Source organism: Sphingopyxis sp. HIX, assembly GCF_001468285.1.
In the GTDB taxonomy this organism is placed as follows: domain Bacteria; phylum Pseudomonadota; class Alphaproteobacteria; order Sphingomonadales; family Sphingomonadaceae; genus Sphingopyxis.
This window is the reverse complement of sequence record NZ_LNSB01000025.1, coordinates 25,630-47,405: the sequence shown is the minus strand read 5'-3', so window position 1 is coordinate 47,405 and position 21,776 is coordinate 25,630. Positions and strand designations below refer to the sequence as shown.

Annotated in this window: 23 protein-coding genes; 13 read left to right on the top strand and 10 right to left on the bottom strand. The window is 68.6% G+C overall.

The genetic code is table 11. The features are described from left to right. Positions 1-62 precede the first annotated feature (62 nt). From ATE62_RS13155 to ATE62_RS13135, 5 genes are all read left to right on the top strand, one after another. Positions 63-1,139 (top strand): type III polyketide synthase, encoded by a 1,077-nt coding sequence (locus ATE62_RS13155; protein ID WP_058810187.1) that lies wholly within the window; start codon positions 63-65, stop codon positions 1,137-1,139. A 52-nt stretch (positions 1,140-1,191) separates the two neighbouring features. Further along, positions 1,192-1,857, top strand: coding sequence for a methyltransferase domain-containing protein (locus ATE62_RS13150; RefSeq protein WP_058810192.1), 666 nt, complete (start codon positions 1,192-1,194; stop codon positions 1,855-1,857). Beyond that, positions 1,854-2,951: an NAD(P)/FAD-dependent oxidoreductase gene (locus ATE62_RS13145; RefSeq protein ID WP_197411763.1), complete on the top strand. Its 1,098-nt coding sequence runs from the start codon at positions 1,854-1,856 to the stop codon at positions 2,949-2,951. Before ATE62_RS13150 ends, ATE62_RS13145 begins: the two co-directional genes overlap by 4 nt. 92 nt (positions 2,952-3,043) lie before the next feature. Then, on the top strand, positions 3,044-3,448 hold the full coding sequence (msrB, locus tag ATE62_RS13140) for a peptide-methionine (R)-S-oxide reductase MsrB (protein ID WP_058810188.1): 405 nt from the start codon (positions 3,044-3,046) through the stop codon (positions 3,446-3,448). Positions 3,449-3,615: 167 nt separating this feature from the next. Continuing rightward, positions 3,616-5,706 carry a transglycosylase domain-containing protein gene (locus ATE62_RS13135; protein WP_082662804.1) on the top strand — a complete coding sequence of 697 codons (2,091 nt, stop codon included), beginning with the start codon at positions 3,616-3,618 and terminating at the stop codon, positions 5,704-5,706. 218 nt (positions 5,707-5,924) lie between these two features. On the opposite strand, the gene ATE62_RS13130 is transcribed toward ATE62_RS13135, so the two are convergent. The 3 genes from ATE62_RS13130 to ATE62_RS13120 are packed head-to-tail and all read right to left on the bottom strand — an operon-like array spanning position 5,925 to position 7,616. Further along, the gene (locus ATE62_RS13130) at positions 5,925-6,656 is read right to left on the bottom strand and encodes a M48 family metallopeptidase (protein WP_231736268.1); all 732 of its coding nucleotides are present in this window, start codon (positions 6,654-6,656) and stop codon (positions 5,925-5,927) included. Further along, entirely contained in the window at positions 6,637-7,080 is a 444-nt protein-coding gene (locus ATE62_RS13125; RefSeq protein WP_058810190.1) for a YcgN family cysteine cluster protein, read from the bottom strand. Before ATE62_RS13125 ends, ATE62_RS13130 begins: the two co-directional genes overlap by 20 nt. After that, a complete protein-coding gene (locus ATE62_RS13120; protein WP_231736267.1) occupies positions 7,068-7,616 on the bottom strand; it encodes an SCO family protein in 549 nt (182 codons plus the stop codon). The genes ATE62_RS13125 and ATE62_RS13120 overlap by 13 nt, the downstream gene beginning before the upstream one ends. A 167-nt stretch (positions 7,617-7,783) precedes the next feature. Here ATE62_RS13120 and ATE62_RS13115 point away from each other — a divergent pair, with 167 nt between their 5' ends. Then, complete coding sequence (locus ATE62_RS13115) at positions 7,784-8,404, top strand: ankyrin repeat domain-containing protein (RefSeq protein WP_058810012.1); 621 nt, start codon at positions 7,784-7,786, stop codon at positions 8,402-8,404. Positions 8,405-8,508: 104 nt separating this feature from the next. On the opposite strand, the gene ATE62_RS13110 is transcribed toward ATE62_RS13115, so the two are convergent. Beyond that, complete coding sequence (locus ATE62_RS13110) at positions 8,509-10,527, bottom strand: S9 family peptidase (protein ID WP_231736269.1); 2,019 nt, start codon at positions 10,525-10,527, stop codon at positions 8,509-8,511. Positions 10,528-10,576: 49 nt separating this feature from the next. Between ATE62_RS13110 and ATE62_RS23910 the strand changes: the two genes are divergently transcribed. From ATE62_RS23910 to ATE62_RS13085, 6 genes are all read left to right on the top strand, one after another. Beyond that, positions 10,577-10,726 (top strand): hypothetical protein, encoded by a 150-nt coding sequence (locus tag ATE62_RS23910; RefSeq protein WP_231736266.1) that lies wholly within the window; start codon positions 10,577-10,579, stop codon positions 10,724-10,726. A 16-nt stretch (positions 10,727-10,742) separates the two neighbouring features. Then, positions 10,743-12,569: an aminopeptidase P family protein gene (locus tag ATE62_RS13105; RefSeq protein ID WP_058810013.1), complete on the top strand. Its 1,827-nt coding sequence runs from the start codon at positions 10,743-10,745 to the stop codon at positions 12,567-12,569. 2 nt (positions 12,570-12,571) lie between these two features. Next, a complete protein-coding gene (locus ATE62_RS13100; RefSeq protein WP_058810014.1) occupies positions 12,572-13,027 on the top strand; it encodes an acyl-CoA thioesterase in 456 nt (151 codons plus the stop codon). 278 nt (positions 13,028-13,305) lie between these two features. Continuing rightward, positions 13,306-13,812, top strand: coding sequence for a hypothetical protein (locus ATE62_RS13095; protein ID WP_058810015.1), 507 nt, complete (start codon positions 13,306-13,308; stop codon positions 13,810-13,812). A gap of 33 nt (positions 13,813-13,845) precedes the next feature. Then, complete coding sequence (gene ribD, locus ATE62_RS13090; RefSeq protein WP_058818531.1) at positions 13,846-14,790, top strand: bifunctional diaminohydroxyphosphoribosylaminopyrimidine deaminase/5-amino-6-(5-phosphoribosylamino)uracil reductase RibD; 945 nt, start codon at positions 13,846-13,848, stop codon at positions 14,788-14,790. 7 nt (positions 14,791-14,797) lie between these two features. Further along, positions 14,798-15,412 carry a riboflavin synthase gene (locus ATE62_RS13085; protein ID WP_058810016.1) on the top strand — a complete coding sequence of 205 codons (615 nt, stop codon included), beginning with the start codon at positions 14,798-14,800 and terminating at the stop codon, positions 15,410-15,412. A gap of 289 nt (positions 15,413-15,701) precedes the next feature. On the opposite strand, the gene ATE62_RS13080 is transcribed toward ATE62_RS13085, so the two are convergent. From ATE62_RS13080 to ATE62_RS13055, 6 genes are read right to left on the bottom strand one after another with little or no spacing between them, the layout of a single operon-like run. Then, positions 15,702-16,172 (bottom strand): MmcB family DNA repair protein, encoded by a 471-nt coding sequence (locus ATE62_RS13080; RefSeq protein WP_058810017.1) that lies wholly within the window; start codon positions 16,170-16,172, stop codon positions 15,702-15,704. A gap of 11 nt (positions 16,173-16,183) precedes the next feature. After that, positions 16,184-16,741 (bottom strand): single-stranded DNA-binding protein, encoded by a 558-nt coding sequence (gene ssb, locus ATE62_RS13075; RefSeq protein ID WP_058810018.1) that lies wholly within the window; start codon positions 16,739-16,741, stop codon positions 16,184-16,186. A gap of 32 nt (positions 16,742-16,773) precedes the next feature. Next, on the bottom strand, positions 16,774-18,639 hold the full coding sequence (gene feoB / locus ATE62_RS13070; RefSeq protein WP_058810019.1) for a ferrous iron transporter B: 1,866 nt from the start codon (positions 18,637-18,639) through the stop codon (positions 16,774-16,776). Then, on the bottom strand, positions 18,636-18,902 hold the full coding sequence (locus tag ATE62_RS13065) for a FeoA family protein (protein ID WP_058810020.1): 267 nt from the start codon (positions 18,900-18,902) through the stop codon (positions 18,636-18,638). The genes feoB and ATE62_RS13065 overlap by 4 nt, the downstream gene beginning before the upstream one ends. Positions 18,903-18,956: 54 nt before the next feature. Next, positions 18,957-19,622 carry a COQ9 family protein gene (locus ATE62_RS13060; RefSeq protein ID WP_058810021.1) on the bottom strand — a complete coding sequence of 222 codons (666 nt, stop codon included), beginning with the start codon at positions 19,620-19,622 and terminating at the stop codon, positions 18,957-18,959. A 5-nt stretch (positions 19,623-19,627) separates the two neighbouring features. Continuing rightward, positions 19,628-20,515 (bottom strand): DMT family transporter, encoded by an 888-nt coding sequence (locus tag ATE62_RS13055; protein ID WP_058810022.1) that lies wholly within the window; start codon positions 20,513-20,515, stop codon positions 19,628-19,630. Positions 20,516-20,657: 142 nt separating this feature from the next. On the opposite strand from ATE62_RS13055, the gene ATE62_RS13050 reads away from it, so the two are divergent. Then, entirely contained in the window at positions 20,658-21,743 is a 1,086-nt protein-coding gene (locus ATE62_RS13050) for an alkene reductase (RefSeq protein WP_058810023.1), read from the top strand. The last annotated feature ends 33 nt before the right edge of the window (positions 21,744-21,776 follow it).

Sequence of the window (21,776 nt, the reverse complement as noted above, 5' to 3'; positions counted from 1 at the left end):
GGTAAAGGCGGCGAAGCGCTTATCCGCTGGCGAGTCTCCCGTTTTTGGCCCAAAGCAGCGCCATGCCCCCCGCTCCCCCCGCCTGGCTCAACGCGCTCGCCACCGCGACGCCCGATCATGATATCCATCAGGCCTTCATCGACTGGGCAACGCCGCGCGTTGCCGACGAACGCACGCGTGCGCTGTTTGCGCGCATGGCGGCGCGGTCGGGGATCGCGCACCGCTGGTCGGTGCTGCCGCCGACCGCCGCCGGCGGGTCGCCGGTCGCGCCGGGGGGATTCTACGACGTGCCCGGGCTGCCGCCGACCTCGGTGCGCATGGCGGCCTATGCGAGCCATGCGCCCGACCTCGCCTTGCAGGCGATCGCGGGGCTCGGCACCGCTTTCGATCCCGCGCGGGTGACGCATCTGGTGGTTGCGAGCTGCACCGGCTTCGTCGCGCCGGGGATCGACCAGATCATCGCGCGCAGGCTGAGCCTCGCGCCCACGGTCGAGCGCGTGCTGATCGGCTTCATGGGCTGCTACGCCGGGGTGACCGCGCTCCGCAATGCGCGGCACATCGTGCGATCGGAGCCGGGTGCCGTGGTGCTGGTCGTGAGCGTCGAGCTCTCCACCCTGCACCTCAGCCTCGCCGACCAGCCCGAGCCCCTGCTCGCGATGCTCCAGTTCAGCGACGGCGCCGCGGCGGGGATCGTTTCGAGCGAGCCCGGCGGGCTGGCGCTCGGCGAAGGCCGCAGCCTTGCGCTCGAGGCGAGCGAGGACCTCATCCGCTGGGATATTGGCGACAAGGGGTTCGAGATGCAGCTGTCGGGCGAGGTGCCCGGGCGGCTGCGCGCGGCGCTCGGCGAGCCGGCGGTGCAAGCGCAGCTTTTCGATGGCGCACCGCCGCCGCTGCTCGCGATCCACGCCGGGGGGCGCTCGGTGCTCGACGCGGTCGAGGCGGCGCTGCACGTCCCCGCCGACGCGCTGACCGACAGCCGCGCGGTGCTCGCGGCGTGGGGCAATATGTCGTCGGCGACGATCCTCTTCGTGCTCGCGCACATGATGGAACGGCGGGCGCAGGGCGAGGGGATCGCGATCGCCTTCGGCCCCGGGCTCGCCGCCGAAGCGATCCGCTTCACCGCCCCCAAGGATATATAAGAACGTGAACCCCTTCGCCAGCCTCGCCGTGCCGATCGAGGCCGAAGAGGAGATGGACGCGGTCGAACTCGCGCCCGCGCGCTATGCCAAGGTGCTCGCCGACCTGTCGCGGATCAATGCGCTGACGCTCGCCGCGCGGCCGACGCTGGGATTTCTGGAGCGGGTGCGGGCGCGCGGGATCGGCGCGCGGCCGTGGCGCATCCTCGACGTCGGCTTCGGCGCGGGCGACATGCTGGCGCGGATCGCGCGCTGGGGCGACAAGCGCGGGGTGGCGCTCGATCTCGTGGGGGTCGACCTCAATCCCAACAGCGCTCCCGTTGCCGAAGTGCGGCTTGACGGACGCGTGCGGCTGGTCACCGGCGATTATCGCGACCTCGCGGGCGAGGGGTGGGACATTGTGATGTCGAGCCTCGTCGCCCACCATATGACCCCGATCCAGCGCAGCGAGTTCCTGCGCTTCATGGAGCGCGAGGTGGCGCGCGGCTGGCTGGTCAACGACCTGCACCGCCAGCGGCTGCCCTTCGCGGGCTATCCGTTGCTCGCGACGCTGGCATGGGTCGATCCGATCGTGCGGCGCGACGGGCAGCTCTCGGTCGGGCGCAGCTTTCGCCGGAGCGAATGGACGGCGATGCTGGTGGAAGCCCTGCCCGACGCGGCGGGCGATTGCCGCATCTTCCGCAGCTTCCCCTACCGCCTCTGCGTCGAGCGCATCCGGTGACCGAAGCGCTGATCGTCGGCGCCGGGCCCGCCGGGTCGGCGGCGGCGATCGGGCTGGCGCGGAGCGGCGCGCAAGTGCTTCTGCTCGAACGCGCGCGCGAAACGGGCGATGCGCTGTGCGGCGGGTTTCTCAGCTGGCAGACGCTCGCGCGGCTGGAAGCAATCGGCATCGCGGCGGACACCCTGGGCGGGCAGCGCGTCACCGGCGTGCGCTTGTTCGCGGGTAAGCGGATGAGCGAGGCGCGGCTGCCTGAAGCCGCCTTGGGCGTGTCGCGCCACCGGCTCGATTCGGTGCTGCAGGTCGCTGCCGAGACGGCTGGAGCCGGGCTTGAGCGCGGCGTCCACGCGACCGCGATCGCCGACGGCAGCGTGCAGACGCGCGACGGCGCGGCGCTGGCGGCATCGGCGATCTTCCTTGCGGCGGGCAAGCATGGCTTTCGCGGTTTTGCGCGCGAGCCCGCCGCGTGGCAGCGGAGCGACCCCGTGATGGGCCTGCGGCTGCGGCTGCCGACGCATCCAGCGCTCGAGCGGCTCGTCGGCGAAGCGGTCGAGCTGCATCTCTTCGACCGCGGTTACGCCGGGCTGGTGCGGCAGGAGGACGGCAGCAGCAACCTGTGCCTCGCCGTGCACAAGTCGCGGCTCGACGAGGCCGGGGGCGATCCCGGCGCGCTGCTCCGCGTACTGGGCGACGCGCTGCCGCGGCTCGGCGAACGGCTCGCTTTTGCCGACTGGTCGCGCGGCGTCGATGCGATCGGGCATGTTCCCTATGGCTGGCGCACCGCCGACACCGCGCCCGGGCTGTTCCGCCTTGGCGACCAGGCGGGGGTGATCCCGAGCCTCGCGGGCGAAGGCATGGGGCTCGCGGTCGCGAGCGCCGATGCGGCGGTGGCGGCATGGCGGCGCGGCGGCGGCGATGCGGCGCCGGAGTATCAGCGCGCGCTCGCGGCGCGCATGGCGCGGCCCTTTGCGCTGGCGAATCTTGTCTGGCGACTGGGTGAGAATCCACGGACGGCGGGGCCCATGACCGCAGCGGCGTCACTTTTTCCGTCCTTGGTGCGAATAGCATCGCGAACGACGCGCATCCGCAGCGGCTGACCCCTCCTGCCCCTTGCGGCGGCGCGTTCCCCGACCGATATTATCCACAAGAAAACGGCGCCCCGCGGGGCCCGTCAACAGGAGATCATCCGATGACCGATCCCAACACCAAGCCGCTCGACCCGATGGCGCATCATGTGCTGCGCGAGGGCGGCACCGAGCGCGCCTTCACCGGCAAATATACCGACCACAAGGGCGACGGCGTCTATCATTGCGCCGGCTGCGGCGCGCCCCTGTTCGACAGCACCACCAAGTACAACAGCGGATCGGGCTGGCCGAGCTACACCGCGCCCGCCGCCGACGCTGCGGTGACCGAGGTGACCGACACCAGCCACGGCATGGTCCGCACCGAGGTGCGCTGTGCGAAGTGCGAAGGCCATTTGGGCCATGTCTTCCCCGACGGCCCCGGGCCCGAGGGGCTGCGCTACTGCATCAACAGCGCGGCGCTTGACTTCGCGGACCGCTCGCCGGATGACGCATCCACCGGCGAGGGTTGACCACCGACCCTCGCTGCTGACGCGTACAGGGGCGCAGCGAGGGAAGGACATCGGCTTTGCGCCGCGAAAGACAGCAGGTTTCCGCAGGTAAATCACCGGCCAGCACCCGATCGGGCGGTTCGGCTCCCAAGGGCGAGCCGCCGCGCTGGCGGTTGTGGCTGCGCCGCATGATCCGCTGGGGCCTCGGCCTCGTGCTCGTCGGCGCGGTCGCGCTGGCGGTCGCGGTCGGCATCGCGGTGCAGCGCATCCCGAGCTTCGAGGAGCTCAAGAAATCGCCCGCGGGGCAGACGATCCGCGTCCACGCCGCCGACGGCACGGTGTTCCTCTCGCTCGGGCCCAATTACGGACGCTGGCTGACGCTGCGCGAGACGCCGCAGGTGATGCAGGACGCGATGGTCGCGGTCGAGGACCGGCGCTTTCGCTACCATCCCGGGGTCGATCCCGTCGGCATGACGCGCGCCGCGGTCGTCGCGGTGCAGAACCGCGGCACCGGCCGCCGTCTGCAGGGCGCATCGACGATCACCCAGCAGCTCGCGCGCAACATCTTCCTCTCGAACAGCTACACCTGGACGCGCAAGGCGCGCGAGATGATCCTGTCGATGGCGCTCGAATGGAAATTCTCGAAGGACGAGATCCTCGAACTCTATCTCAACAAGGTCTATTTCGGCGGCGGCAGCTACGGCATCGACGCGGCGTCGCGGCGCTTCTTCGGGCATAGCGCGACCGAAATGTCGCTGTCCGAGGCCGCGGTGATCGCGGGGCTCGTCAAGGCGCCGTCGCGCTATTCGCCGACCGCCGACGCGCAGGCCGCGCTCGGCCGCGCGGGCGTCGTGCTCGCCGTGATGGTCGATGCGGGCGTGATCACCCAGTCGCAGGCCGACAGCGCCAAGCCCGCCGACGTCCAGATGGCGCAGGAAACGGGGCAGAACAGCGCGCGTTACTTCAGCGACTGGGCGCTGCCGCAGCTCGACATGCTGATCGACGAGGGCAGCGAGGCGATCGACGTCTACACCACCATCGACCTCGGCATGCAGCGCGCGGCGACCGCGGCGATCCAGGCCAATGTACCCGGCGGGGCGCAGGGCGCGCTGGTGTCGATCGACCGCGACGGCGCGGTGCGCGCGATGGTCGGCGGCACCGACTATGTCGCGTCGAACTACAACCGTGCGACGCAGGCGGTGCGCCAGCCGGGCTCGGCGTGGAAGGTCTTCGTCTATATGGCCGCGCTCGAATCGGGCTATAAGCTCGGCGACGAGGTGGTCGACGAGCCGGTGACGATCCGCGGCTGGTCGCCGCGCAACTCGTCGGGGCGCTTCTCGGGCGCGATGGACCTGCGCAGCGCCTTTGCCTATTCGGTGAACACCGTCGCCGCGAAGCTCGGCGACGAGGTCGGCACTTCGTCGGTCGCGAACATGGCGCGACGCTTCGGCATCTCGACCCCGATCAACACGCAGCCGTCGATGGTGCTCGGCACCTCCGACGTGCGCGTGATCGACATGACCGCCGCCTTTGCCGCGATTTCGCGCAAGGGGGTGTCGGCGGCGCCCTATGGCATCACCAAGGTCACCACCGCCGATGGCCGCCTGCTCTACCAGCGCGCGCCCGAGCGCGGCACGGTGCTGGTCGACGACTGGGTCGCCGCGGGAATCACCGACCTGATGCAGACCGCGGTCGCCACCGGCACCGGGCGCGCGGCGCAGATCGGCCGTCCCGTCGCGGGCAAGACCGGAACGACGTCGAGCAACAAGGACGGCTGGTTCCTGGGCTTCTCGAGCGGGCTGACCACGGGCGTGTGGATGGGCCGCGACGATGCCAAGGCGGTCGGCGGGCTGCAGGGCGGGCGCGCGCCCGCCAAGGCCTTTGCCGATTTCATGCGCGTCGCCGTCGCGCGGCGCCCGGTCGAGCAATTCGACACCGAGGTCAAGCTGCCCGACTGGCAGCTCGAGGACGAGGATGAGGCCTATCTGGGCGAGCCCGGCGAGGGCGGCTTCGTCGACGAGAATGGCATGCCGGTCGAGCTGCCCTATGGCGGCAGCGAAAACCGCCCCCCGAGCGATGGCGGCGAGGGGAACGAGCCGCAGGTCGAGCCGCCGGTGATGGACCAGCGCTGGCTCGACGAACAGACCGGCGGCGGCAATGGCGCCCAGCCCAAGGCGCCGCAGCCCGCGCCGAAAGCGCCGCCCGCGAACAAGGCGCTTCCGCCGGCGGTCAAGAGTTCGACGGTGCGTGTGCAGAGCGGGTCGGGGCAGAATAATTAGACTCGGCATTTATAAAATATCGTCATCCCCGCGAAGGCGGGGATCCAGCTTCTTGCGTTGTCCGCGAGCGAGCACAAACGGCTGAACCTATGACCCTTTGCGTTCTTTGCGCCTTTGCGTGATTCAAATTTATCTCACGCAAAGGCGCAAAGGCGCAAAGAACGCGAAGAAGGAAAAAGCTGGATCCCCGCCTTCGCGGGGATGACGAGGTGGCTCCGCTACCCGAACCGATACCGGTGCAGCCCGCGCCCCTCGCGGCGCAGCCATGCGCGCGCGGCGGCGACGTCGCCGTCGTGGAGCTCGTCGACCAGCGCGTGGAAGGCGCGGCCGTGATCCATGTGCCGGAGGTGCGCGACCTCGTGCGCGACGGTCGCGCGGCGGACATGGTCGGGTGCCATGACGAGCCGCCAGCTATAGCGCAAATCGCCCGTCGCGGTGCAGCTGCCCCAGCGGCTGCGCGGGTCGCCGACCCCGACGCGCCCGACGCTGAGCCCCGCGCGCGCGGCGATCGCGCGGCTTTCCCCGGCCATGAGTTCGAGCGCCTGCGCCTTCAGCCAGCGCTCGATCCGGCGGCCGACGCCGTCGGCGGGGCCGCCAAGCGCCAATATGTCATCCTCAACGCGCAGCGCACGCGGCAGGGCCGGGTCCCAGACGATCAGGCGCTCGGTCCCGAACAGCGGCACGCGCGCGCCCGGCGCGATGTCGACGGGCAGCACCGCCCTGCCGACCTGCTGGACCAGCCAGTCCTGCTGCTCGCTCGCCCAGCGCAGCGCCTTCGCCGCGCTGCCGCGGCGCGGCAGGGTGAGGCGGAGCTCGGCGCGCGCGGCGTCGAAGACGAGGCGGTAGCGGCGCGACTGCGCATGGTGCACCAGCCGCACCGGCCACAGCGTCTCGCCCACCCGGATATGCGGCCCCTCGGCCGCCTTCAGTTCAGACGATGCGTTCGACAAGATGATTTTCCAGCGGCCCCGCAACCTGTTCGGCGACCGTCCAGCCGGTGATCGACTGGCCCGCGCGGTGCACGGCGTCGCGGTCGCCGCTGATCAGATAATGCCATTCGGGCAGCGGCCGGTCCTCGGCGCGCAGGCGATAGGCGCAGCTTTGCGGCAGCCATTCGATGTCGGCGACGCTCGCCTTGGTCAGCGTCAGGCAGTCGGGGACGTGGCGCCGCCGGTGCTTGTAGTCGCCGCAGCGCGCGGTCGTAAGGTCGAGCAGTCGGCACGCGACATTGGTCGGATAGATGCGGCCCGTGTCCTCATCCTCCAATTTGTGCAGGCAGCATTTGCCGCAGCCGTCGCACAAGGCCTCCCATTCGCCGGCGTCGAGGCTGGCGAGCGGCATTTCCCAGAAGCGCCGCGTCGTCACTTCACCCATTTCTGGAGGTCGGCGGCGACCTTCTCGGGGGCGCCCTCGTCGACATCGGTCGAGGGATCGTCGAGCGGCAGCAGCACCAGCGGCTTGCCGGCGGGGTCCATCAGGAAAGCGAGCTGGCTATGCGCCATCAGATAACGATCGGGCGCCGAGCCATCGACCTTGTGATAGGTGACGACGAAGGCCTTGGCGACCGCGGCGATCTGTTCGGGCGTGCCGGTCAGCCCGAGCAACCGCGGATGATAGCGCGCGACGAAGGGCCCCAGCGCCGCGGGCGTGTCGCGCGCCGGATCGACGGTGATGAAGATCGGCTGCACCCTGGCGCCGCGCGCCGCGTCGCTCTTTTCGAAAGCGGCGAGCCCGCGCATCAATTTCTGGACGTCGACCGGGCAGATGTCGGGGCAGAAGCTGTAGCCGAAATAGACGAGGCGATATTTGCCCGCGAAGTCGGTGTCGCGGACGGTCTTGCCGTCCTGGTCAGCGGGACCCTGTTCGAAAAGGCCGTGCGTCCCTTTTGGCGGGACCGCCGCAACCGGCAAGCGCGATACCGGCGAGCAGGAGCAGGCTTGCACGAACGGCCTTTTGGCCCATATTCAGCTTATTCATCATCGCGCCAGCCTTGCTGGGCTAGGCGCAGAAAATCAACCTTTGTCGTCGTTCCCGCCAAAAGGGACGCACGGCCTTTTCGAACAGGGTCCCGCTGGTCATGCTTCGTCGCACCGCCTTTCGCCTCGCCTCGCTGTCGCTGGTCGCCGCCGGCGCCGCGCTCGCCTTTGCTCCCGCGGTGCAGGCGCAGTTCCGCGGCGGTTACGCCTTCCTGCAGGCGGTCGACAGCCGCGACGGCACCAAGGCGACCGACGCGCTGAAGGAGGACCCGGCGCTGGTCAACACGCGCAACCCCGACACCGGCGAGACCGCGCTGGTCCTGGTCACCAAGCGCCGCGACACGATGTGGGTGCGCTTCCTGCTCGACAAGGGCGGCGATCCGTCGATCGGCGACCGCCAGGGGATGACCGCGCTGATGCACAGCGCCTTGCTCAACACCACCGACGTCGCCGACGAGCTGCTGAACAGGAAGGCGCCGGTCGACCAGGCGAACCGGCGCGGCGAGACTGCGCTGATCCTGGCGGTGCAGGCCAAGAACAGCGCGATGGTGCGCCTGCTCGTCCGCCGCGGCGCCAATCCCGACAAGGCCGACCATATCGCGGGCATGTCGGCGCGCGATTATGCCCGGCGCGACGACCGTAGCGGGCAATTGCTCGCGATGCTCGACGCCAAGGCCGACGCGCCGGTACGCGACCTGGGGACGACCTTCGGGCCCAAATAGGCCGGCCGGATTCGCGCAGAGACGCTGAGATCGCATAGTTTTGCGAGAGATAGCGAACGTCCGCTCTCCGCCCTAAAGCCGACCCGTACGCGATCGACCCAAATCTATTTCTCCACCCCCAGCTGCGTCAGCACGAAAGCGAATTCCTCGGCGTCTTCGCGCAGCGCGCCCCAGCGGCCCGACTTGCCCGCGTGGCCCGCGCCCATGTTGGTGCGCAGGAGCAGGGTCGCGTCGTTGGTCCGCGTCGCGCGCAGCTTGGCGACCCATTTCGCCGGCTCCCAATAGGTCACGCGCGGGTCGTTGAGCCCCGCCGACACCAGCATCGGCGGATAGGCCTTCGCCGTTACATTGTCGTACGGGCTGTAGCTCAGCATATAGTCGAACGCGGCCTTGTCGGTGACCGGATTGCCCCATTCGGGCCACTCGCCCGGGGTCAGCGGCAGCGTCTCGTCGACCATCGTGTTGATCACGTCGACGAAGGGCACCCCCGCGAGCACCGCGCCCCACAGTTCGGGCGCCTCGTTATAGATCACGCCCATCACCTGCCCGCCCGCCGAGCGGCCCTCGACCGAGATCTTGCCCGCGCCGGTATATTTTTTGGCGATCAGTCCCTTCGCGACGTCGATGAAGTCGTTGAACGTGTTTTTGCGCTCGGTCGTCTTGCCCGCGAGGTACCAGGCGCGGCCGAGGTCGTCGCCGCCGCGGACGTGCGCGATCGCATAGACCATGCCGCGGTCGACGAGGCTGAGCCGCGTCGTCGAAAAGCCCGGCGGCACGCGGTAGCCATAAGAGCCATAGGCATAGAGGTGCATCGGCGCGCTGCCGTCGAGCTTGGTCCCCTTCTTGTAGACGAGCGAAGCGGGGATCATCGTCTTGCCGTCGCGGCTCGGCAGGCTAACCCGTTCGGTTACATATTGCGTCGCGTCGTAACCCGAAGGTATCTCCTGCACCTTCAGCGTCTCGAGCTTTCCGCTCGCGAGATCATAATCATAGACGGTGTCGGGGGTGACCATCGATTCATAGTCGAGCCGCAGCTTGTCCTGATGATATTCGGGGTTGTCGCCGAGCCCCGCCACATAAGTCGCTTCGGGGAACTGGATCCGGCCGGGGGTCAGCGGCGCGTCATATTGGCGGATGTCGACCTGGTCGAGCCCGTCCTCGCGCGCCTCGATCACGAAATAGTCGCGGAACACCGACAATCCGGTGATGTAGCTGTGATCCGACCCGGCGATCAGCGTCTTCCATGTCCCCGGCGTCTCGATGCTCGCGGTGGCGACGCGGAAGTTGGGATGCTCGTCGTTGGTGTGGATGTAGAGCGTGCCGTCCCGCTCATCGACGCTATACTCGCGGCCCTTCTTGCGCGCCGACACCAGCTGCATCGGGGCTTCGGGATTGTCGGCGGGGAGCAGATAGACCTCGCTCGTCTCGTTATCGCCCGTCGCGATCACGATATAATTGTCGGCCGCGGTCTTGCCGATGCCGACCCCGAAACCGATGTCGGGCTCCTTGTAGAGCAATTTGTCGTCGGTAATCGGCGTGCCGAGCTTGTGCAGCCGGACATTGTCGGTGCGCCAATTCTCGTTGGCGAGGCCGTACAAAATCGCGTCATTGCCGGAGGTCCAGATCAGCGACGACAAGGTGCCGGGGATGACGTCGGGCAGCATTTCGCCGGTCTCGAGGTTGCGGATGCGCACCTCGAAGCGTTCCGACCCATTGTCGTCGAACGAATAGGCCATCAGCTTGCCGTTCGGGCTGATCGACAGCTCGGCGAGGCGGAAATAATCCTTGCCCGCGGCCATCGCGACCTCGTCGAGGATCAGCACCGGCTCCCCGCCCGCGACGGGCTTGCGGTACCATTTCTTATACTCGGCGCCCTCTTCGAACTCGACCCAATAGACCCAGTCGCCGTCCTTCTGCGGCACCGACGAATCGGCCTCCTTGATGCGGCCCTTCATTTCCTGGAACAGGGTTTCGACGAGGTCGGCGTGCGGCTTCATCGCCGCGTCGAAATACGCATTTTCGGCCTTCACATAATCGAGGACATCCTTGTCGTCGATCACCGGATAGCTCTCGTCCTTCAGCCAGTGATACGGGTCCGAGAGGGTCTTGCCGTGCAGCGTCATTTCGTGCGGGCGCTTGTCCGCGACGGGGGCGGCGGCCAAGGCGGGGGGCGTGTCGGTCAAATTCGTCTCTTTCTCTTCGGCGAAAGCGCCGGCGGGCGCGACAAGCGGGGTGGCAATTGCCGCCAGAAACATCCAAATAGCGCGCATCGCAAAAACCCCCGCGGTGTCGCCCGGAACGGGCGGGATTGCCGCGATGTAGGAACAAGGAACATCCGATGTCCAGCCCTGTCCATGCCGACCGCCTGAGCCGTCTGCGCGCCACCCTCGCGAAGCGCGGGATCGACGGCTTCGTCGTGCCGATCAGCGACGAGCATATGAGCGAATATGTCGGCGCCTATGCGCAGCGCATGGCGTGGCTGACGGGCTTCGGCGGATCGGCGGGGACCGCGGCGGTGCTGCCCGCCAAGGCCGCGGTGTTCATCGACGGGCGCTATACGGTGCAGGTGCGCGACCAGGTCGACGGCACCCTGTTCGACTATGTCGGCGTGCCGGCGTCGAGCGTCGCCGAATGGCTTGGCGCCAACGTCAGCGCGGGGCAGAAAATCGGGTACGATCCCTGGCTCCACGGCATCGACTGGGCCAATGCCACCGCCAACGCGCTCAAGGCCAAGGGCGCCGAGCTCGTCGCGGTGGACAGCAACCCGATCGATGCGGTGTGGGACGACCAGCCCGCGCCGAGCGACGCGCCGGTCGCGGTGCACGACGTCAAGCTCGCGGGGCAGAGCGCGATCGACAAAAGGCAGGTGATCGCCGACTGGCTGAAGGACAAGGGGCTCGACACCAGCGTGATGACCGCGCTCGATTCGATCGCCTGGACCTTCAATATTCGGGGGCAGGACGTCAGCCATACGCCGGTCGGGCTCGCTTTCGCCTTGCTCCATGCCGATGCGACGGCGGACCTGTTCATCGCGCCCGAAAAGATGACCGACGCGGTGCGCGCGCATCTGGGCAACAGCGTGCGCATCCACGATCGCTCCGCGTTCGAGGCGGCGCTCGCGGCCCTCAAGGACAGACAAGTCGCGGTCGACCCCGGCTCGGCGGTCGCGGCGATCTTCACCGCGCTCGAGGCGGCGGGCGCCAGGATCGAGCGCCACCGTGACCCCGCGGTGCTGCCCAAGGCGATCAAGAACGACGTCGAGCTGGGCGGCACGCGCGCCGCGCATGTCCGCGACGGCGTCGCGGTGGCGCGCTTCCTGCAGTGGATGGAGGATGTCGCGCCGCAGGGCGGCCTCGACGAGCTTGGCGCCGCGGCGAAGCTGCGCGACTTCCGCGAGGCGAACGGCGGGCTCGTCGATCTGAGCTTCGACACCATCTCGGCCGCCGGTCCCAATGGCGCGCTGCCGCATTACAAGGTCGACGAGACCACCAACCGCGCGATCGAGACCGGCACGCTCTACCTCGTCGATTCGGGCGGGCAATACGCCGACGGCACCACCGACATCACGCGCACCATCGCGATCGGCACGCCCACCGCCGAGATGCGCCGCCGCTTCACGCAGGTGCTCAAGGGGCATATCGCGCTCGCCACCGCGCGTTTCCCCAAGGGCACGCGCGGCAGCCAGCTCGACATCCTCGCGCGACAATATCTCTGGGCCGATGGGGTGGATTATGCGCATGGCACCGGGCACGGCGTTGGCACCTATCTCGCGGTCCACGAAGGGCCGCAGCGCATCGCCAAGCCGTCGGGCGGGCAAGCGGGGACCGAGGAGCCGCTCCACGCGGGCATGATCCTCTCGAACGAGCCCGGCTATTACAAGGCGGGGCATTTTGGCATCCGCATCGAAAATCTGGTGATCGTGGTGCCGCAGCGCATCGACGGCGCCGAAGAGGATATGCTGGGGTTCGAGACGATCACCTTCGCGCCGATCGCGAGAGATCTCGTCGATACTGCGCTGCTCTCGCCCGCCGAGGCCGACTGGTTCGACGCCTATCATGCGCAGGTGTTCGAGAAATTGGCGCCCGGCATGGACGGCGACGATCGCGAATGGCTCGAAGCGGCGTGTGCCCCGCTCGACCGCGCCCCCGCCGCGCTCGCCGCCTGACCATGGCGATCGAACAGCTTCCGCTCGGCGATTTTCGCGTGCACGAGACGGTGCGCGTGCGCTTCAACGAGATCGACGGGCAGAATATCGTCTTCAACGCCCATTATCTGGTCTATGCCGACATCGGCGTGACCGAATATTTCCGCGCGCTCGGTGAGGGGCAGCCCGGGCCCTATTTTCACCAATATGGTACAGACATTCGCGAGACGCATTGCGAGATCGACTATCATGCGCCCGCGCGGCTCGACGAACTGATTACCATCGCCGCGCGAATCAGCGCCTTCGGGCGCACGAGCTTCACGCTCCATTGCGGAATTTTCCGGAATTCGCAGCGGCTTACCGATATCGCAATCAGCTACGCCCATATCGACAGCGACAGTGGCCAGCCGACCGCGCTGCCGGGCAGCTTCATCGCCGAGGTGCGGCGATTCGAATCGCGGACGCCCGTCCAGCAGTGATTCGCCGCCGCTGATTCGAACCGGATCGCGTTTCTCGACTCAAAAAGTCGAGAAATCGGCGGTTTCGGGCAAAAAAAAGGGCCACCCGAAGGTGGCCCGTGAAAGTTTTGGGAGAGGATGCCTAAAAGGCATGCTCATATTGCAGCGCACAAAAATTTGTGCAACTGCGAAATGAGCATCTGCAATTGCATTTTTTGCAATCGAGACACCGGGCGGCTTGCGGCGCGCGCAATCGCTACCCCCTCGCAAATCGGCACGACATCGCCTAAATTACGCCTATGCGCATGTTCACCACTCCCGATATCGGCGGCGGCCTGTCCGATTTCTGGGCCTATGTCCGCGAGCCGCGCCCGCATCGCTGGGCAGTCTGGGGCGTCGCGATCGCCCTGACCTACCTCGTGTTCAACGGCGTGTCGCAATATCTGATCCCTTATGAGAAGCCCAAGGCGCAGATCGTCTATTTCGAGAATTGGGCCGAGACGCGCAGCGATGCCGAGATCCGCGCCGACTGGGTCGCGCGCGCCAAGGAGATCACGCAGCGCAACGCCGAAAAGCGCGCCGAATATCAGCGCCTCGCCGACATGATGGGGGTCGAATATGATTCGGCCGAGGCCGACAAGCTGACGCAGGAAACGCTGGGCGCCGATGCCGCGGCGGCGGCGAAGAAGAAACCCGAGCCGCCCAAGCGCTCGACGCTCGCCGAACGCGCCGCGCGGGGTCCGAAGGCAGCGCCTGCCGCGCCGCCTCCCGCGACCGCCACGCCCCTCGCCGCGACCGCCCGCTAGTCGATGCAGCGCCTCCGCGCCGATGCCGACTGGATGGCGGCGGCGATCGCGCTGTCGCGGCGCGGGCGCCCCGCCTCGGCGCCTAACCCCAATGTCGGCTGCATCTTCGTTAAGGACGGGCGAGTCGTCGGGCGCGGTTGGACGCAGGCGGGCGGGCGGCCGCACGCCGAGGCGGTGGCGCTCGCCGCCGCCGGCGACGCGGCGCGCGGCGCGACCGCCTATGTCAGCCTCGAACCCTGCGCGCACGCCAGCGCGCGCGGGCCGGCGTGCAGCGATTCGTTGATCGCCGCGGGGGTCGCGCGCGTCATGATCGCCGCACAGGATCCCGATTCGCGGACCGACGGTCGGGGGATCGCCCGGCTGCAGGATGCCGGGATCGAGGTCGTCTTCAACGTCATGCCCGCCGAGGCGCGCGCCGCGATGGCGCCGTGGTGGACGCGGCAGGCCGAGGGGCGGCCGTTCGTGACGCTCAAGCTCGCGACCTCGCTCGAAGGCCGGATCGCGCGCGCCGACGGCGCGAGCCGCTGGATCACCGGCGCCCGCGCGCGCGCGCACGGCCATCTCGAACGCGCGATGCACCAGGCGATATTGGTCGGGCGCGGTACTTATGAAGCCGATTCGCCGACGCTCGACGTGCGCCTGCCCGGCCTCGAGGACCGCAGGCCGCGGCGCCTGCTGCTGACGCACGGCGCAGCACCGGCGGGCTGGACTGCAGTGGCGTCGCCCGAATCGGTTGCGGGCGTCGATTCTTTGCTCGTCGAGGGCGGCGCGGGCGCGGCGTCGGCCTTCCTCACCGCCGACCGCGTCGACCGGCTTTTGCTCTATCGCGCGCCGATCCTGATCGGCGCGGGCAAGGCGGCGCTCGGCGACATCGGGCTGGCCGATCTCGCCGACGCGCACGGGCGTTGGCGGCTGGCCGACAGCCGCCTGCTTGGCAGCGACCGGCTCGACGTCTACGAGCGCGTCAGAGAAGGATAAGAGCCCCATGTTCACCGGCATCATCACCGACATCGGCACCGTGCGCGCGCGCGAGGATCGCGGCGACGCGCGGCTCGTCATCGCCACCGCCTATGATACCGACAGCATCGACCTCGGCGCCTCGATCGCCTGTTCGGGCGCGTGCCTGACCGTCGTCGAAAAGGGCAAGGCCGCCGACGGCGACTGGTTCGCGATCGACGCCAGCGCCGAGACGATCGCGCGCACCGCGCCGGGGATGTGGGAGCCGGGGCGCCGGCTGAACCTCGAGCGCGCGCTCAAGGTCGGCGACGAACTCGGCGGGCATATCGTCACCGGCCATGTCGACGCGGTCGGCCGCATCGTGTCGATCACGCCGGTCGGCGACAGCATCGCGGTCACCGTCGCGGCGCCGCCCGCGCTCGCGCCGCATATCGCGGCCAAGGGCTCGATCACCGTCGACGGCGTGTCGCTGACCGTCAACGAGGTCGCCGACCTCGCGTCGGGCGAGGCGCATTTCACGCTCAACATCATCCCGCACACACAGGCGATGACGACGCTCGACGAGGCGGCCGAGGGGCGGCCGGTGAACCTCGAGATCGACATCCTCGCGCGCTATCTCGCGCGGATGCAGGCGCGGGGGTGATCGGCCTTCGAGGCTGGTTACGCGAATGTCTCACGCAAAGGCGCGAAGGCGCAAAGAAGAAGAATCTCACACAAAGACACAAAGAGGGCGTGGTATTGCGCGGCCGTCTCCTGTCGCCGCAGGCGACCATGAAAAGGCGCTTCGCGCCGGCCTTACACTGCGGCGTTTGGGCAAGTCGCCCTCTTTGTGTCTTTGTGTGAGATTATCGAAAGGCCCGCCGCGCTGGCTGCCCGCTTTGCGCCTTCGCGCCTTTGCCTGAGATAATTTTTCCGCGCCCACGCAAGCGGTATCAGCCCTCGACCCAGCCCGCCGCGATTTCGGGATCCATCGCGACCATCGAGCGCCGCATCGCCAGGCGGCCGATGCGCAGCAGCTCGGCCTTGCGCCGTGCCGGGGCGAGGTTGCAGCTTGCCGCCTCGCGCACCACCGCGGCGCCATAACGGTCGGCGACGATCAGCCCCGAGGTCTCGGGGCGATATTCGGGAGTCTCGAGGATCGCGGGATCGAGCCCCGCCGCGAGCGCCCAGTAGAAACGGTCGCACCAGTCGCAATAGTCGGGCCATTTGCCGTCGCCGTGCAGGTCGGCGCGGCTGACCTTGATCTCGACGATCGTGATCTGGCCCTTGGCATCGATCGCGGTGAGGTCGGTGCGCCGCCCGTTCGGGAGCGGCACCTCGGGGATCGCGACGAGACCCTGCTGCGCGAACAGCCGGCACACGCCGCGCGCGACGTCGGCGGCGATCAGCAGGTCACTCGCCATGGATCGGCGCCTCAGAAGGGGACGTCGTCGTCCAGATCGTCGTCGAACGGCGGGCGCCCGCCGCCCGAGCCACCGCCCGAGCTGCCGCCGCCACCCTGGTTCCAACCGCCGCCCGAGTTGCCGCCCGAACCACCGCCGCCCTGGTTCCAGCCGCCGCCGCCGCCGCCGCCATTGTCCCAGTCGCCGCCACCGCCGCGCGAGCCGCCACCACCGCCGGGCGCGCCGTCGAGCATGGTGAGGTTGCCCCCCATGCCCGCGATCACGACTTCGGTCGTGTAGCGGTCGTTGCCGTCGCGGTCCTGCCACTTGCGGGTGCGCAGCGAGCCCTCGATATAGACCTTCGAGCCCTTCTTCAGATAGCGCTCGACCACCCCGACCAGCCCGTCGCCGTTGATCACGACATTATGCCATTCGGTGCGCTCCTTACGCTCGCCCGACATGCGGTCCTTCCACTGTTCGCTCGTCGCGATGCGGATATTGGCGATCTTGCCGCCGTTCTGGAACGACTTGATCTCCGGGTCCGCGCCCAGATTGCCGATCAGAATAACCTTGTTGACGCTGCCAGCCATCGCCGCTCCGCTCCCGATAGATTGAGGGGACGTCAGCCGAGACCGAAGGCGACCGCCGTCCAATAAGTGATACCTGCTGCGGCATAGGCGAGCAGGAACAAATAGCCAACCATGAACATGGGCCATTTCCACCCATTGGTCTCGCGTCGCGTGATCGCGATCGTCGAAATGCACTGCGGCGCGAAGACGAACCAGGCGAGGAAGGCGAGCGCGGTGGCGAGGCTCCACTTGCCCTGCAGCCGCTCGCCCAGCGTCTCGGCCATCGCTTCCTCGTCGTCGCCGGCGTCGATCGCGTTCGCGGTCGCCATCGCCGACACCGCGACCTCGCGCGCCGCCATCGCGGGGATCAGCGCGAGCGCGATATCGTGGTTGAAGCCGATCGGCTTGACCACGACCTCCAGCCCGCTCGCAATGCGACCGCCGACGCTGTAATCGACCTGGCTCTCGCCCGGCGGCGCCTTGGGAAAGGTCAGGAGCAGCCAGAGGACGACTGTGGTCATCGCGATGATCGTACCCGCGCGGCGCAGGAATATCCATGCGCGCTGCCACAGCCCGAGCGCCACGTCGCGCCACTGCGGCATCTGGTAACGCGGCATTTCCATCATGAAGCCCGCGGCATTGCCCTTGGCGACCGTGCGGCGCAGCGCGAAGGCGACGATCAGCGCACCGACGATGCCCGCGAGATAGAGGCCGAAGAGCACCAGCCCCTGCAGCCCGATGCCGGTGCCGCCGACGCCGCGGTTCGGGATGAAGGCGGCGATGATCAGCGCATAGACGGGCAGCCGCGCCGAACAGGTCATCAGCGGCGCGATCAGGATCGTCGTCAGCCGGTCCTTTTCGTCGGGAATCGCGCGCGTCGCCATGATCCCGGGCACCGCGCAGGCGAAGCTCGACAGCAGCGGAATGAAGCCGCGGCCCGAGAGGCCGACCTTGGCCATCAGCCCGTCCATGAGGAAGGCGGCGCGGGTCATGTAGCCCGACGCCTCGAGCAGCAGGATGAAGAGAAAGAGGATCAGGATCTGAGGCAGGAAGACGACGACCGCACCGACGCCCGCGAGCAGCCCCTCGACGACCAGGTCGCGCAGGAAATTCTGCGGAATGTTCTCGACGACCCAGCTCTGGAGCACGCCGACGCCGGCTTCGAGCGCGTCGGCGGGCGGGCCGGCCCAGGCATAGACCGCCTGGAACATCACGAACATCAGCGCGAGCAGGATGAGGAAACCGACGACGGGGTGCAGCACCACCGCATCGACGCGCGCGGTCCAGCGGCGCACCGGGGTTTCGGACAGCGTCGCCGCACGCGAGATCGCACGCGCGCGGCTGTGCAGCGCAGCGTCGCTCGGGGTCGGGACCTGCGCGATCGGCGCGGCGGGCTTGGCGCCGCGCAGCGCCTCGTCGACCGCGCCGAGCAGCTCGGCCATGCCGCGCTTGCGCACCGCCACGGTCGGCACGACGGGCACGCCGAGTTCCTTCGAGAGCCGCGCGGGGTCGAGCGTCAGCCCGTCGCGTTCGGCGAGGTCGAGCATGTTGAGCGCGACCACCGTCGGCAGCCCGAGCGCGATCAATTCGAGCGCGAAGCAGAGATGATTGTCGAGATTGGCGGCGTCGAGCACGACGATCAGCGCGTCGGGTTGGCGCTCGCCCTCCTGACGCCCAAGGATCACGTCGCGCGTCACCGCCTCGTCGGGGCTCGCGGGGATCAGGCTGTAGGTGCCGGGCAGGTCGATCAGCGAGATCGGGCGGCCGTCGGCGAAGCTCGCGTGCCCTGCCTTGCGCTCGACGGTGACGCCGGGATAATTGGCGATCTTCTGCCGCGCGCCGGTCAGCGCGTTGAACAGGCTCGATTTTCCGGCATTGGGATTGCCGACGAGCGCGATGGTGGGGACGGCGCCGGTCATGATTCGGCGGGCTCGCTGACCGGAGACTCGACCGAAATCATCGCCGCCTGGCGCGCACGGATGATCACGCGCATCCGCCCGACCGCGAGCGCGAGCGGGTCGCGCGAGAAGATGCTGCCGCGGTGCAGCGGGGTGATCTCGACCCCTTCCATCAAACCGAATTCGCGCAGGCGGCGGCCTTCGTCCTCGGACATGGCGGACCAGTCGATCCCGGCGATCCGCACCGCGACGCCCAGCGGCGCGCTATCGAGCAAAGCAGTCATTTGCGAGCGATTATCAATATCGCCCGCGCGGCGCCAGTCCTTTATGGAAACGCTTCAGCGTCCCGGGTAGCGCAATCGCCCGATGAAGCGCGCGAGGCTGGGGCGTTCGACCTTGGTCGCGGCGCGGCGGTGCTTCCAGCCTTCGAAGCGCATCACCTGGTCGATGCGGCGCGCGAGGAAGGCGCGGGTGTCGGCGTGGCCCTCGCTCTCATCGTTCAGGAACACCGCCATCGTCGCGCCATAGACGCTGCCGAGGATCGCGCGCTTGCTGTAATGATTATAATCGGTCGCGGTGTCGCCCGCGAGGCGCCACATCAGGTCGGCGGCGCGCCAGCCGAGCTTTGCCGCGAAGGGCACGTTGGTCGGCAAGGCGAGCAGCGCGAGCGCGCGCCGCAGCGCTTCGCGATTCGGCGCGAGCAGGTCGATCCGCATTTCGACGAGCGTGGTGATCCGCTCGCGAATCTTGCGCGTGGCGAGCTTCTCGGCCGGCCATTGCGCCGCCATCGCACCGTCGATACCGGCGAACCAGGCGTCGACCATGTCGCGCCCGCCGCCGGGATAGGCGAGCCGCGCGACGTCGGCGTCGACCCCGGCGCGCGCCGCTGCATCGGCCAAAGCGGCTTCGCTAAAGCCGTCGAAGGCGGCGTTCGCGGCGATCAGCGGCGCGAGCGCGGCGCGAATCTCTTCGAGCGTGGGGTCGGCGTGCAGGGTGGAGGCCATAAGATTCAGATAGGCCGTTCGCCGCGGCTCGGCAACCGGATCAGCACCAGCGCCGCGCCGACCATCAGCCCGCCGATCAGGTCGATCGGGCCGAGCAGCTCGCCGAACATCAGCCAGCCCGCGAGCGCGGCGAGCGCGGGCTGGACGAGCAGGGTGAGTCCGATGACGAGCGGGCTGAAGCGCGGCAGCGACCAGATCATCAGTCCCTGGCCGACGATCTGGCTGGTCAGCGCGAGCAGGAGGAGGGGGGTCCAATTGTGCGGCATCACCACTTCGTCCAGCGCGAAGGCCACCCCGAGCAGGATCGGCGGACAGACGAGCGAGGCGATGGCGAGCGCCGACCAGGCGCCGATCGTGCCGCGCACGCGCTGCATCAGGATGACGTAGCCGGTGTAGAGAATGCCCGCGAGCAGGCTGAGCAGGTCGCCGACCAGATAGTCGGGCGAGAGTTCGTAGCTTTGTCCCATCAGGAGCGCGGACCCCGCGAAGGCGAGGCCGATCGCCAGCGCCTGCCACCCGCGCGGCAGGCTGCGGGTCAGAAAAATGCCCCAGATGACGAGCAGCAGGCTGGCGCAATTGCCGAACAGGGTCGCGTTGGCGACCTTGGTCTGGAGGATGCCGATGTGCCAGGCGGCGAGGTCGAAGGCGAAGAAGATGCCCGCGGCGGCGGCGATCAGCATGGCCGGGCGCGGCGGCAGCCGCCCGCCGGTCTCGCGCCAGGCGAGGAAGAGCAGCACCGGCGCGGCGAGCGTCATGCGCCAGAAGGCCGAGGCGGTCGGTCCCGTATCGGCGAGCCGCACGAGCATCGCGCCGATCGACAGCGCCATATTGCCCGCGAGCAGCGCGGCAAAGGCCCAGCGGCCGGGCTGTGTCGCTGGGCTATCCTCGGTCACCGCTTGTCCTGCCGTTAGATTTTCTTTTGCTACCCATGCTTGCGCCGGGGCATCGCTGTCCATAGCTTCGCTGCCCATAGCGGCGACCCCGGGGGGCGTCGCTAAAAAACGAGACGCCTAAAAACGAGACGAGGAGATCTCCATGTCCGCATCATTGTTCGATCCGATCCAGCTGGGCGCCATCGACGCGCCGAACCGCATCATCATGGCGCCGCTGACGCGCGGCCGCGCCGGCCCCGGCTTCGTGCCGAACGAGCTCGCGCGCGACTATTATCGCCAGCGCGCCTCGGCGGGGCTGATCATTTCCGAAGCGACCGGCATTTCGCAGGAAGGCCTCGGCTGGCCGTCGGCGCCGGGCCTGTGGACCGACGCGCAGGTCGAAGGGTGGAAGCCCGTGACCGAGGCGGTGCACGAGGCCGGTGGGCGCATCGTCGCGCAGCTGTGGCACATGGGCCGCCTGGTCCATTCGGTGTTCAACGACGGCAAGCCGCCGGTGTCGGCCTCGGCCACGGTCGGCGAGGGCCGCGCGCATACGCCGGTCGGCCGCCGCGACCTCGAGGTCGCGCGCCCGCTCGAGCTGAACGAGATCCCGCGCGTGATCGCCGACTATGTCCACGCCGCCGAGAACGCGAAAAAGGCGGGCTTCGACGGGGTGCAGCTGCACGGCGCCAACGGCTATCTGATCGACCAGTTCCTGCGCGACAATTCGAACCTGCGCGACGACGATTATGGCGGGTCGGCCCAGAACCGCATCCGCCTGCTGCGCGAAGTCACCGAAGCTTTGATCGGCGTGTGGGGCGCCGGCCGCGTTTCGGTGCGCCTGTCGCCGAACGGCGCGACGCAGGGCGTCGACGACAGCGCGCCCGAAAAGCTCTTCCCGGCGGCGGCCGGGGCGCTGGGCGAGCTCGGCATCGGCTTCCTCGAACTGCGCGAGCCCGGCCCCGAGGGCACCTTCGGGCGCACCGATGTGCCCAAGCAGTCGCCGGCGATTCGTGCGGCGTTCAAGGGCCCGCTGATCCTCAACAGCGACTATGACGTCGCGCTCGCCGAGGAGGCGGTGACGAGCGGGCTCGCCGATGCGATCGCTTTCGGACGCCCGTTCATCGGCAACCCCGACCTGGTCGAACGCATCCGCGCGGGCGCCGAATGGTCGGCCGACAATCCGCAGACCTGGTATTCGCCGGGCCCCGAGGGTTACACCGACTATCCGGCGCTGCAGGTGGCGTAGGAAACCGGCGTCGCCCCCGCGAAGGCGGGGGCC

Coding starts and splice junctions, on each gene's coding strand:
- ATE62_RS13155 (WP_058810187.1), top strand. CDS start 63: ATGCCCCCCGCTCCCCCCGCCTGGCTCAACGCGCTCGCCACCGCGACG.
- ATE62_RS13150 (WP_058810192.1), top strand. CDS start 1,192: ATGGACGCGGTCGAACTCGCGCCCGCGCGCTATGCCAAGGTGCTCGCC.
- msrB (WP_058810188.1), top strand. CDS start 3,044: ATGACCGATCCCAACACCAAGCCGCTCGACCCGATGGCGCATCATGTG.
- ATE62_RS13135 (WP_082662804.1), top strand. CDS start 3,616: ATGATCCGCTGGGGCCTCGGCCTCGTGCTCGTCGGCGCGGTCGCGCTG.
- ATE62_RS13125 (WP_058810190.1), bottom strand. CDS start 7,080: ATGGGTGAAGTGACGACGCGGCGCTTCTGGGAAATGCCGCTCGCCAGC.
- ATE62_RS13115 (WP_058810012.1), top strand. CDS start 7,784: ATGCTTCGTCGCACCGCCTTTCGCCTCGCCTCGCTGTCGCTGGTCGCC.
- ATE62_RS13110 (WP_231736269.1), bottom strand. CDS start 10,527: ATGACGCTGCACGGCAAGACCCTCTCGGACCCGTATCACTGGCTGAAG.
- ATE62_RS13105 (WP_058810013.1), top strand. CDS start 10,743: ATGTCCAGCCCTGTCCATGCCGACCGCCTGAGCCGTCTGCGCGCCACC.
- ATE62_RS13100 (WP_058810014.1), top strand. CDS start 12,572: ATGGCGATCGAACAGCTTCCGCTCGGCGATTTTCGCGTGCACGAGACG.
- ATE62_RS13095 (WP_058810015.1), top strand. CDS start 13,306: ATGCGCATGTTCACCACTCCCGATATCGGCGGCGGCCTGTCCGATTTC.
- ribD (WP_058818531.1), top strand. CDS start 13,846: ATGGCGGCGGCGATCGCGCTGTCGCGGCGCGGGCGCCCCGCCTCGGCG.
- ATE62_RS13085 (WP_058810016.1), top strand. CDS start 14,798: ATGTTCACCGGCATCATCACCGACATCGGCACCGTGCGCGCGCGCGAG.
- ATE62_RS13080 (WP_058810017.1), bottom strand. CDS start 16,172: ATGGCGAGTGACCTGCTGATCGCCGCCGACGTCGCGCGCGGCGTGTGC.
- ssb (WP_058810018.1), bottom strand. CDS start 16,741: ATGGCTGGCAGCGTCAACAAGGTTATTCTGATCGGCAATCTGGGCGCG.
- feoB (WP_058810019.1), bottom strand. CDS start 18,639: ATGACCGGCGCCGTCCCCACCATCGCGCTCGTCGGCAATCCCAATGCC.
- ATE62_RS13065 (WP_058810020.1), bottom strand. CDS start 18,902: ATGACTGCTTTGCTCGATAGCGCGCCGCTGGGCGTCGCGGTGCGGATC.
- ATE62_RS13060 (WP_058810021.1), bottom strand. CDS start 19,622: ATGGCCTCCACCCTGCACGCCGACCCCACGCTCGAAGAGATTCGCGCC.
- ATE62_RS13050 (WP_058810023.1), top strand. CDS start 20,658: ATGTCCGCATCATTGTTCGATCCGATCCAGCTGGGCGCCATCGACGCG.